Annotated in this window: 11 protein-coding genes and 1 pseudogene; 6 read left to right on the forward strand and 6 right to left on the reverse strand. The window is 31.6% G+C overall.

Translation table 11 applies throughout. The features are described from left to right. The first annotated feature begins 7 nt into the window (after nt 1-7). Nucleotides 8-517, forward strand: a complete 510-nt coding sequence (locus tag ACQKMD_RS18085) for a DUF3231 family protein (protein WP_427753771.1) — start codon at nt 8-10, stop codon at nt 515-517. 994 nt (nt 518-1,511) lie between these two features. On the opposite strand, the gene ACQKMD_RS18090 is transcribed toward ACQKMD_RS18085, so the two are convergent. Genes ACQKMD_RS18090 through ACQKMD_RS18100 form a run of 3 tightly spaced genes read right to left on the reverse strand, consistent with a single transcriptional unit; the run spans nt 1,512 to nt 2,477 of the window. Beyond that, entirely contained in the window at nt 1,512-1,724 is a 213-nt protein-coding gene (locus tag ACQKMD_RS18090) for a hypothetical protein (RefSeq protein ID WP_427753772.1), read from the reverse strand. Continuing rightward, nucleotides 1,712-1,993: a hypothetical protein gene (locus tag ACQKMD_RS18095; protein ID WP_427753773.1), complete on the reverse strand. Its 282-nt coding sequence runs from the start codon at nt 1,991-1,993 to the stop codon at nt 1,712-1,714. Before ACQKMD_RS18095 ends, ACQKMD_RS18090 begins: the two co-directional genes overlap by 13 nt. Nucleotides 1,994-2,036: 43 nt before the next feature. Continuing rightward, nucleotides 2,037-2,477: a hypothetical protein gene (locus ACQKMD_RS18100; protein ID WP_427753774.1), complete on the reverse strand. Its 441-nt coding sequence runs from the start codon at nt 2,475-2,477 to the stop codon at nt 2,037-2,039. A 167-nt stretch (nt 2,478-2,644) separates the two neighbouring features. Here ACQKMD_RS18100 and ACQKMD_RS18105 point away from each other — a divergent pair, with 167 nt between their 5' ends. Together ACQKMD_RS18105 and ACQKMD_RS18110 are read left to right on the forward strand one after the other, a co-directional pair. Continuing rightward, nucleotides 2,645-2,920, forward strand: a complete 276-nt coding sequence (locus ACQKMD_RS18105; protein WP_427753775.1) for a hypothetical protein — start codon at nt 2,645-2,647, stop codon at nt 2,918-2,920. 21 nt (nt 2,921-2,941) lie between these two features. Next, nucleotides 2,942-3,217 (forward strand): hypothetical protein, encoded by a 276-nt coding sequence (locus ACQKMD_RS18110; protein WP_427753776.1) that lies wholly within the window; start codon nt 2,942-2,944, stop codon nt 3,215-3,217. A gap of 503 nt (nt 3,218-3,720) precedes the next feature. Here the strand turns inward: ACQKMD_RS18110 and ACQKMD_RS18115 are convergent. From ACQKMD_RS18115 to ACQKMD_RS18125, 3 genes are all read right to left on the reverse strand, one after another. Next, the gene (locus ACQKMD_RS18115; protein ID WP_427753777.1) at nt 3,721-4,692 is read right to left on the reverse strand and encodes a hypothetical protein; all 972 of its coding nucleotides are present in this window, start codon (nt 4,690-4,692) and stop codon (nt 3,721-3,723) included. Between the two features lie 552 nt (nt 4,693-5,244). Continuing rightward, entirely contained in the window at nt 5,245-6,558 is a 1,314-nt protein-coding gene (locus ACQKMD_RS18120) for a plasmid replication protein (protein WP_427753778.1), read from the reverse strand. Nucleotides 6,559-6,580: 22 nt separating this feature from the next. Next, the gene (locus ACQKMD_RS18125; protein WP_427753779.1) at nt 6,581-6,895 is read right to left on the reverse strand and encodes a hypothetical protein; all 315 of its coding nucleotides are present in this window, start codon (nt 6,893-6,895) and stop codon (nt 6,581-6,583) included. Between the two features lie 1,090 nt (nt 6,896-7,985). Between ACQKMD_RS18125 and ACQKMD_RS18130 the strand changes: the two genes are divergently transcribed. The 3 genes and pseudogenes from ACQKMD_RS18130 (at nt 7,986) to ACQKMD_RS18140 (ending at nt 10,706) form a co-directional block, all read left to right on the forward strand. Next, on the forward strand, nt 7,986-8,192 hold the full coding sequence (locus tag ACQKMD_RS18130) for a transcription initiation factor TFIIIB (RefSeq protein WP_427753780.1): 207 nt from the start codon (nt 7,986-7,988) through the stop codon (nt 8,190-8,192). 301 nt (nt 8,193-8,493) lie between these two features. Beyond that, nucleotides 8,494-9,140: pseudogene (locus ACQKMD_RS18135) on the forward strand (MBL fold metallo-hydrolase). Between the two features lie 843 nt (nt 9,141-9,983). After that, complete coding sequence (locus ACQKMD_RS18140; protein ID WP_427753781.1) at nt 9,984-10,706, forward strand: replication initiation protein; 723 nt, start codon at nt 9,984-9,986, stop codon at nt 10,704-10,706. The last annotated feature ends 25 nt before the right edge of the window (nt 10,707-10,731 follow it).

Here is a 10,731-nt window from a genome sequence, read left to right on the forward strand (position 1 = left end):
TGCAATTATGGGAATACTAAGCGGAAACCCGCAAAAAGAACCTTTACATTATGGTGAAGTGTTCACTATATGGACGAGTCTTGCTGCAAATAATGGATTAATTGCTGGGTATCAAACATTTTTTAATCACACTGGTGACAAAGATTTAGCAAAGATCATTGAAGAATGTATTCAAATGATGAAAGAGGCAAATAAGCAATTAGAAAAGCTATTAAAAGTGAGTGGCATTGCTCTTCCACCTGCTCCTCCTGAACGTCCAAATGCAAGAATAGAAGCCATCCCTGCTGGAGCAAAATTTAATGACCCAGAAATTAGCGCTGCACTTTCAATGGATACCGCTGCAGGCTTGGTTGCATGCAGTCAAGCTATGGGAACATGTACTAGAGAAGATGTAGCTTTGATGTATGGACAATTCCATTTGGCCAAAGCTCAAATTGGCGCAAAACTATTGCGACTTAATAAAGAAAAAGGTTGGCTTGTTCTTCCTCCATTACATCTAGACTATCCAGAAAGCTAATCTTAATTTTGGGGCACTCTAATTTAGATTGCCCTTTTTACTTTAATGAATTCTCCCCACTAATACCATTCAAAAATAATAATTTTTCACTTCTAATTTTTTATTGTTAATAGCTATCTTGGACATGCAGCTCCTGCTTCCCAAGAGGTAACAGTTGAAAACACAATTAATGTCTGAACAATAAAACAGGTCAAGTCCAATGACTTGTTATCGGTGCCACAAACGCTATATTAGGAGATTACCTAGCAGCTACAAGTTATGGTAATTTCATAACAAACCTTACATTATATCCAAAAAATAAACCTAAGCAAATCGCCCAGGTCTTAATCAATTCTTATGCATCAATTTCAAAATGAAACTTGCTATAAAAATTAATATAATAGAACCTATTAATGCCGGGAAAATATAGAAATCACTAATTGTTGGTCCCCATTAATTAAGCTCGCTACCCATCCAAGAAGACCGCCTATAATAAGAAACCAAAGTAGACTAAACATATTTAACCCTCCTTTTAAGCTTGATATTATAATTCCCAATTAGCTGAAAATAAAACATTTATTTAATAATGTATATCAAAATCATATATTTCAATCTTTTTGCTACATATAATGTTCCTTGTTTTATATCTATTAGTTCTAGAAATAAGTTTCCCCCAATTTATTGGAGCTACTTTTTCCTCTCTGTGAAAAAATGCCAACCTCGGGATATGGTACCCAATTTAAACTATTCACTCTGTTCATATTGTTCGCTAAATCTGTCTTTTGTGAACAATGAAATATTTTGAACTTAGCTTTCTTTCAGCTAAATTAGTGTGAACTGAAGATTAAGTCATTACAAAAGTCAGCACATTTGACATCAGAGGTGAGATTCATCTTAACCGGTGATTCACAGCAACAGCCATAAAATATTGAATCCAAGTGACCAAGAATTAAAAAACCAGGGCAATAGTGCACCTGGTTTTTAGAGATAGTTAAGTTGTTTAACTAATTCTCAATTAATAAAGAGAGTAATTATATTTCTTTGATATATTTTTACGTGCATAATACGTACCACTAGAACCACCTGAAATACTAAAACCAGCAGCCTCAAAACCAGCTGTATACGAACTTTCTATTAGAGTAGCAGCACCTGAAATTTGTACCGGTGTTGTAGGGAATTTTCCTGTTGTAGAAATGAAATCTGAATTTTGTTGTTCTAGATAAGCCATGCCACTACTGTCTCCCACCAAGTCTCTTTAATTCCATTAATTTGACGGAAAGAATTAGCGGAATATACTTTTAATCTTGCATTTAGATAAGCTTTACCATAACTAGTACCTGTTGATTGACTTACATTCACAAGAGAATAGTTTTGATCCTCAGCAGCAAAAGTACTAATACGGCTACCAATTAGAGGTTCTTCTTTAACAGCGATTTCTGTGATTAACTCATTTCTACATAAAAAATCACCCCAATTGTTAGGTTTAATATCTAACAATTGGGGTGTAAATCCTTCTTAAATTTTTCTACAATATATTATTTTATTTTATATTAACATCAAAAATATAACTTATTTTTCCTTCTTTCCATCTTGCGATAACTTCATAAATATAAGTTCCCCCATCCGATGGAAGAGTTATTTCATTATCTTTGAGTTCAATAGCATCACTTGTACCATCTGCATTCAATTGATTCACGATTATTGAAGAAGGATTTTGTTCAATTTCAATTTTTAATTTATTACCTTTTTTAACTTCTAATGTATCGAACCCACCTGCTAAGTCATTTATATCGGAATTACTAATTTTTTTAGCTTCAAAATCATCTTCTTTCCATTCGTAGTTACCTATCATCATTGTATAACTTTTATTATCTACAATAACTTTGCCCTGTGCTTGGTTATAAGTATTATTTAATGAAGATATCCCATTACAACCAGCTATAATATTAACAATTAACATTAAAAAAAATATTTTTTTCATTGCAATATTCTCCTTCTAATCTCTAAAATTATATGATTCCACTTAGATTTAACTATGGCCACGATCTTATATATTATATTATACCAAAAATATAAGTGTTTACAAAAAACAACTTTTATTTCCTTTTATTATGTTATAATAAAATCATTAACTACAGGAGGTAATTTATGAGAAAAATTCTATTATTAGGTATTTTGTTAACAGGTAGTTTTGTATTTTATGATAATGCACATGCCGCAGAACTAGGAGATACTTCTGATGTTCAGTCAGTAGAACAAAAAGAAGCAGAAACCATTTATTTTAATGAGGATCAAGATATTTTAGTTACTGATGATGTTATTATTAGAAAAATATCTGATTCACCACTTATTAATCTATCTGTTTTAGCTGCAAAAGATAATTATAATAATTCTGGTATAGCAACTTTCGGAGCAGGAAAATAGGATTTAATAGGTGATGAATTTGTGGGAAGTAAATCCAAAATCTATCCTTCTAATGGTGGAGATTACAGAGTAGTAGTGTCTCAATCATATTTCGGTCCTTATCTATACTCACTGAAAGAACACGATCCTTTATTTGATGCGACGGTAAAAAACTTTGATTTTTCTGGTGCAGGAGTTTATGAAATGATTTTTAGAGATATTTCAAATTGGTGCGATGGAGATGACGGCCTAGCTGAATTTTTCTTAGTCAAATTAACTATGACTAGCAATGATGAGTATGTTTCTTTTTGGGATTAATTTTAAAAAATAATATACAAAAAGTAAAATTACATATTTATAAATGTTACCGCTGTGCTTCCAATAAAAGAGGCACAGTTTTTTTGTTGTTAAGGAATCTATAAAATAGCGACCTGTAGATAACCTACTTTTGAACCTTATTCATTAGAAATCCACTCCTTATTTTACATATTATTCTAAAACAATAATTTTTTCACCTAACTTACCGAGCAAAGCAGTGTTGTATTATTACTCGCTTTCTTCTATCAGTTCCATGAATGCAGTTCTGTATAGGTCAAATCCAGTTAATAATTGATCGTTTAATATAGGGAAGGAGAAGAAGTGTGAAATCATCCCTAAAATTAAAGGCTCGAAAAAGAAATCTTTATTAGTTGTTTTATAAGGCAACAAAAAAAACCGGTAAAAGTTAGATTGGTGTCTAACTTTTACCGGGCAGTTCATTGTTAGTTTTGTATCTAACAATTGGGGTGCTTTTCAATTATGGGTTACGGTTTTTTTTCTGTTTATTCAGCACTTGTTTCATCTAAAGTACTTTTCAATTGTTTATCAACATACTCATTGATGAATTTTCTTTTAGAAGCATCAATCTCGTTTGCTTTTAGCAATCTTGCCATCAAACCATAGCTGTTATTCTTTTCCCATTCCACTGCAGCTTCATCTTCAAATTTCCTTTGTAACTGCATTACAGTTTCTAATCGTTGATTCTGCTCTCTCAAACTTTTCATCTCGTTTTGAAAAGATAAAGTCTCTTCTTTATTACGCTCATTTTTGTCTTGATCTTGCGTTCTAAGTGTATCTTCTAATTTCTTGTTTTGCTTTTTAAGATTTTCAATCTCTTCCTGAACTGGTTCTAGTGAATTTTTGTATTCGGTAAGAAGCTTTCCTTGGTATTCATCCAAAGCTTTAATTTGGTGTCCTTCTATGATATTTTCTAGTTCCGCAGCTAGGTTAACGGTATACTTTTCATCTTTTTCTGTAACGGTAAATGCGCCCGATTGTAATATCTTATTTAAAATATCTTTAATTACTTGAACTTCGTCGTGAATTGAGGGGCCACCTTTTGCAACTTCTGTCGTCGAAGAAGTTACCCTATTTTCTTTAATTAACAATCCACTTGAACCCAGTACTTGCTGTAAACCTTTGACTTTGTATTCATCTTTTAGAAGGATTAGCATTCTAACTTTTAATATGGATTTAAAACTTAATCTCATAGAAGTACTAAATGAAGGAGCTTCGTCTTCCCCCTGGAAGATATAATCCTGGAATGGTCTAATGTAGTATCGAACTTGTCCATCTGATATTCCAAACCAGTGTGCTAATTCTACTGTTGGATAAAACTTTTTTTCTATAATCGTTTCCAAATACTCATCATTTAATAGAGTATGTTCAGCTGGAGTGTTTTTTATAATATCAAACAAAGGATCATCTTTTAATATTTCTTTGATTGTTTCATCTGATACTTTAATATTCTCCATCTTCTCATCTCCTTTCTAACACGCAGAATCCCTGTCTATTATCTTCAATCTAATAAAAAAGGCAACAAAAATCAACCATAAACTGCAATATTTTTTAAAGAATAACGAAAAACTATAAGAAACTACGGCTTTATTCGGTAGTCTGCCAATTTTCTAATTAAATCCATAATGAATGTAAATAAATCGACCAAAACATTGATACATCAACACTTTAAGTCTCTAATATAAATCAGAATGTACCGTATTATACAGAAATCTAAATCTAATATTTTCTAAATAAATGTAATATACGATAAATTAACTCTAATATTTTCTAAAAAAATATAAATGACGCATATTTAAAGCTAATATTCCCTGAACTAATATAATCTATGGATAAATGAAAAACTACGGATATATATTCCTGTAGTTTTTTGTAACAAAGTATAAAAAAGCATTCTGCAATTGTGCAGAATGCTTTTTGGGTTATTAAAGAAGTTGAATTATCTAGAAACCATAATCATACCTATTGAATTGAGATACAACAGTTTGAGCGTTTTCATATCTTAATAATTACTTATCACCAAAAAGGGCAGCGAATGCTTTGTCACCTTCATTTTGACCATCTTTTTCATTGTCATTGTCTATTGGTTGATTAAATAAACGAGCAAACTCTTCATCACCATTTAAAGTGCTTTCTTTAGTCGCTGGATTGGTCGTAACAAAGTTACTAAAAATATCTTCAACTTTTTCAGTAGATAAGTTTTTCTTTGCTTTTATTACTCTATTATTTTCTTCTATCATAGCTCTAACTCGACTTGGTAAATCAAGTCCAGCAAATGCAGCGTAATAGTATACTTTAGAAGTTTCATTAAATGGATAGATATACTGACCTACAGGTTTTTCACTAACAATCGGTGCAATTTCAGATAATAGATCTTCTATAGATTTAGTGAATTCAATATTGAATATATTATGTGCCGAATTAGAATGGGCAAGGATACTTAATGCTAATCTTGAAGTCTTCGCTAAGTTATATCCATCGGATAGAACGCCATTTACAATTTGTTTCTGCAATGTATTTAGATGTTCTATTGGTTTTTTCACATCAATACTTTGTACTTTTGTTTCATATTTAACAAAGTGAAGTACACCAGGTGTAGTGATAAGCTTTTTGAATTCAGAACTATCGAAATGGAATTCCCCATAAGGTTGGTAGCTTGATGTAACTACATTCATGCCATGTAAAGTATCTGCAATATATGAGTTTGCAAATGACAGATACGATTGTACTGTTGCGTTACTATTCGTTGTTTCAAAATAATTAAATAGTTTTTGGTTATCTACAATTACGACAGAACCTAAACCTTGCATTGCTTTATTAATAACTTGAAGTCTTTCAAGGGCATTACTTAGTACAGTACTTCCTTCACTATCTCTAGGTAATGTCAGTATTAATCCGAATTTCTTTTGGAAATTATTTGTCATTAACACTTTAATTGCTTGGATAATAGAACCTGTTCCTGTCCCACCGCCAAGACCTGCAACAACCCAAATGAAGTCTCTATCTACAAAATGCAAGTTTACACTGTCAGCGACTTTATTAGCGTGTTCTACGAAAATTTCTTCACCACGGTTAATGTCTCGTGATGCGCCTTTACCATCACCAATTAGTAATTTAACTGTCGATTCATTCTCTACTTTTATTTTATCTAAATCCATTGAGTTAGTATTAACTAGTAATGCTTTGTATGGGAAAGAAGCATTTGTTTTAACGTCACCGCATACTGCAGCTATTGATGAACCACCCATACCTAAACCTAGAAATCCGAAATTAATACTTAGTTTTACATCCTTATGATGAGTAATGATATTTTGCTTTGTCATATGAACAGCTCCTTTTGTAATTTTAACTTAAGTGAGTTATTAACATTTTCCCGAATTCACTGACAGAATAAACTCTAATTCTTCCTAAAGCAGTTACTTCAACTAATCCGGCACCTTCTAATCTGGCTGTATGTATATCTAAGACATAACGAGAAGATATTATTTTAGCTGTGGGATCATTAGAAATTCCTTTTTCTATATACAAAGTATTTGTTAGTTCCCATAATTTCTCTTTTGAAGTAGGGTTTGTACTAGTAATTAATGCACTTAAAATCCATTTACTTTCATCTGATAAATTCTTCTTTAATATATCCATGACTTGATTAAGGTCCAGCAATTTTAACACCCCCAAGTCGTTAATTTATTTATTACGGTAATCATTACATTAATATACGGTAATCATTACCGTAATAATTGCCGTAATGAAGTGCTTGATTCAATAATATACTGTTTTATTATATAAATCAACTATAAAGAAATTGCTCACAAAATCATTGTTACCAACGGTTTATATATTACGGTAATAACTGCGGTAATCATTACGGTAATTAAAACACTAATCTTTAACACCTCTATTTTAGCTTGAAATTATGAGGATTCTAAACTAATTGAAATAATGAAATATCTATTTTTTTTACAATAGCATTCTTCATAATCGATTCAATACAGTTCTTCTATCAAATGCTCTAATCAAATGACTAACTGGTAAATTAATGTCTCTCTTTTCTAACATATTCTATTTTTCTCAATTGGACTTCTTTTTTTAATGTAGATAACTTTCCGTAGTTTTTGATTGTTTCTCAGTTATTTAAAAAATCGTTATAATTACAAGGTTTTCGAATATATATGTAGATTGCTATTGTTTGCCGTAGAAAGTATTGGGAAGCTTTCAGTTATATTCGGTTGCACTATAGTATCTAATTGATCCGTAGAATACCATTAATTAATGAATGAATTTGTAGTCCCGTATTTTTTGTACAATAGATAGGGAGTTCTCTTGAATAGAAAGATATGTGTATTTTTATTTATGTTGTTTACCTTTTTGACTTGGCTTTTCTTCGCAATATATTATTATTCTGAAGATGATTGGTAGACAGTTATTAAAGTGAAACAGAAATGATACCATCGAAGGAAGAGTATCGTTTATAAGAGTGTTCTGTTCATTGGTACAGTTATCTCTATCGTTATTGGATTTATTCTTTATAGAATTGTTAGAAAAAATAGGGCTTTGAAAAGAAAGAATTAGGAGTGGAAACGCGCTCATTTCTTCAACTAACGAAGCATGTAAGTTGAAGAAGATGAAACTAATTTACCGTTCATTCGTAATTTTATTAAGAACACCTGAGATTAAATCATTTGAAAGTAATAACATAAAGAGTTTCTTCGGTTGGGGTTTATTTACATATATCTAAAGGGGAGGTTTTCAAATGGAACATTCTACGAAAGTAACAGAATGCCCAAAATGTGGTGGAAAAGAATTGGGGAAAGGTAAGAATAATGGATATGGATCTATATTACCGGATAATAAGGTAACCTTTGCTGGGTCAGTTGTTGAATACATTATTTGTACTGAATGTGGATTTATAATCGAAAGCTATGTAAAAAAGCCAGAGAAATTTAAGGGGACACTTTAGATGTTATACAAGTAACGGGGGCGTTGATCCAAGAAGGATTAACGCTTTTTTTGTTGAAGTTATTGTTCTAACGGGTCTGGTTAGTTTAAGAAGGTAAAAGAAAATTGGGGTAAGAATTAAATAGTATAGAAGGGGTGAAAAAAAAGCGTTTTAGAGAAGGGGAATGGAATTTATAGATTATAGAAAAGTGATACTGAATAATATTATTATACGTAAAAATAGCTTTATTCTTTCAAACTTTTTGTGTAACAAACCCATTCTTTTACATCATTAAAATCTAATTATGAAGGAGACCAAAGTTATGGAAATTTCAAAGGGAGTAGAAATACTTCATCTTGATTATCATGGGAATATTATTCACCCAATGCTTTTGTGGGATCGAGAAATGGCTGTTTTAATAGACACAGGATTCCCGGGGCAAATTAAAGGTTTACGCGAGGGATGGAAAAGGTAGGAGTGTCGATAAACAAACTAAAAGTTGTGATTTTGACGCATCAAGATGTGGATCATATAGGTACTCTTCCTGAGATTTTGCAGGAGTGTGGCAATAAAGTTAAAGTTTATGCACAACTGGATAAGCCTTATATTCAGGGCGTGAAACCGCTTTTAAAAGACGGGCACCTTGAGAATCCCCCGAAAGGCAGAGTGGACGATACCTTGATTGACGGTCAGGAACTACCGTTTTGTGGCGGGATTCGCATCATCCATACTCCCGGTCATATCAGCCTTTATTTAAGGCAAAGTAAGACTCTCATTGCCGGGGATTCGATGTACAGTGTAAACGGAATAATTGGGGGAATTCATACCCCAACAGTACTGGATATAAAAGAAGCTCGACTCTCTTTGAAGAAATACCTAGACCTCGACATTGAATCTTTGGTCTGTTACCACGGAGGATTAAGTAAAGTAAATATTAATGATCAGATTCAAAAAGTAATTTCACATTAAATTTCTAGAACTATCTTCAGTTCTCGTTCGCTGTACTACTGGGATAGTACATTAGAAACATCGCACAGTTTATACGTAGGTTCATATGGTAGAGGTAATAAGATTTGAAAAAGTGAAAGCAGTAGCATGAGAACATGAAATTGAGGTTTATAACTAATCTACCTTTAATGAGTAAGCAAATAGTGAAGTTTATAAAGAAATAGCCAAAGATAATAAATTTATTTTTATCTGAAATGGAATCCAACACCTACCAGAACCTTAGTTAACTTGATTATTATTATTTTAAACAATAAGAAGCCGCTATATCTCTAGTAGATATGCTGCTCTTTTTGTTTGGTTGTTTTATATTATTATATATTGTTTTAATTGTTTTATATGTTTTAAGAGTCTGCAAAGCCTTGATATATAAGGGATTGCAGACTCTTAAAACTACTAATTCGACGTAAAAAGATATTTTTTCGCCGTTAAAGGCTATTTTTCCGACGTTAAATACTACTAATTCGACGTAAAAAGTTACTTTTCCGCTGTGAAAAGCTACTAATTCGCCTTCGCATTAATAGTTTTAGATAAATGCCGTGAACACTGATTTCTTAGTAACCAATATCTAAAAGTTACTTTTTCGCCGTGAATGAGCTAATTAAAAGCTACTTTTTCGCCATGAATGAGTTATTTTTAACACATTTTGTCTTTTTTGTCAAAAAAACATTGTATTTTTAATGATGATTTGCATTTATAAGTTACCAATTCGCCGTATTTAGGAGGTGAAAAGTAACTTTTAAGAATAGAAAAGCTACTTTTATTTTCATTTTGTAACTTTTAGGTATTATACGAGAGGTGAGTAGTATGAAACACGAAATAGTATTAGAATCATTGAGTCCAACTTTCCCAGTAGCACAAGCAAATGATCTTGTGATAGCCAAACATACTGAACCACTGACATTAAGAGAACAAAAGCTTATATTAACAGCCATAAGTTTAATTCGTAAGGATGATATAGATTTAAAAGAATATGAAATTCATGTTAAAGAATTTTCAAAGTTACTAGGTTTAGCAGATGCAAAGTATACGGAGATACATAATATAACTAAAGGATTAATGAAAAAGCTGATCGAGATACCTACTGTAGATAAACAGGGCAAAGAAGTTTGGGAAACCTATCATTGGGTTATAGAATCTAAATATTATCCAAAGGAAGGTAGATTGTTAATTAAGTTTTCACCTGGACTTAAACCATATCTTATTGGTTTAAAAGAAACATATACAACGTATAAACTCGAGTATATTTTGGGTTTGAAATCTACATATTCAATTCGTCTATATGAAATCTGTAAAAAATGGATATTCCATAAAAGAAAGATTAAAGTAGAGTTGAAATTGCTAAGGGATATGTTAGGTGCTACAAAGAAAAGCTACGATAAATACTCTAATTTTAAGAAGAAGTTAGACGAATCTATAGATGAAGTAAATAATTTAACTGATATCCATATTAGTTATGTTTGGTATGTCAACACTAAACTGGACAACTTTTATAAGGACTGCTGCTTGAATTCCACCGGTGTTAAATAGCCCAGTGTTCCATGAATTCGAATAT

It is taken from the genome of Viridibacillus sp. NPDC096237, from assembly GCF_050278625.1.
GTDB lineage: Bacteria > Bacillota > Bacilli > Bacillales_A > Planococcaceae > Viridibacillus.

Excerpts from the sequence above, each read along its gene's own strand:
- ACQKMD_RS18100 (WP_427753774.1), bottom strand. The coding sequence starts at position 2,477 with ATGAAAAAAATATTTTTTTTAATGTTAATTGTTAATATTATAGCTGGT.
- ACQKMD_RS18105 (WP_427753775.1), top strand. The coding sequence starts at position 2,645 with ATGAGAAAAATTCTATTATTAGGTATTTTGTTAACAGGTAGTTTTGTA.
- ACQKMD_RS18085 (WP_427753771.1), top strand. The coding sequence starts at position 8 with ATGGGAATACTAAGCGGAAACCCGCAAAAAGAACCTTTACATTATGGT.
- ACQKMD_RS18090 (WP_427753772.1), bottom strand. The coding sequence starts at position 1,724 with ATGGCTTATCTAGAACAACAAAATTCAGATTTCATTTCTACAACAGGA.
- ACQKMD_RS18120 (WP_427753778.1), bottom strand. The coding sequence starts at position 6,558 with ATGACAAAGCAAAATATCATTACTCATCATAAGGATGTAAAACTAAGT.
- ACQKMD_RS18115 (WP_427753777.1), bottom strand. The coding sequence starts at position 4,692 with ATGGAGAATATTAAAGTATCAGATGAAACAATCAAAGAAATATTAAAA.
- ACQKMD_RS18130 (WP_427753780.1), top strand. The coding sequence starts at position 7,986 with ATGGAACATTCTACGAAAGTAACAGAATGCCCAAAATGTGGTGGAAAA.
- ACQKMD_RS18140 (WP_427753781.1), top strand. The coding sequence starts at position 9,984 with ATGAAACACGAAATAGTATTAGAATCATTGAGTCCAACTTTCCCAGTA.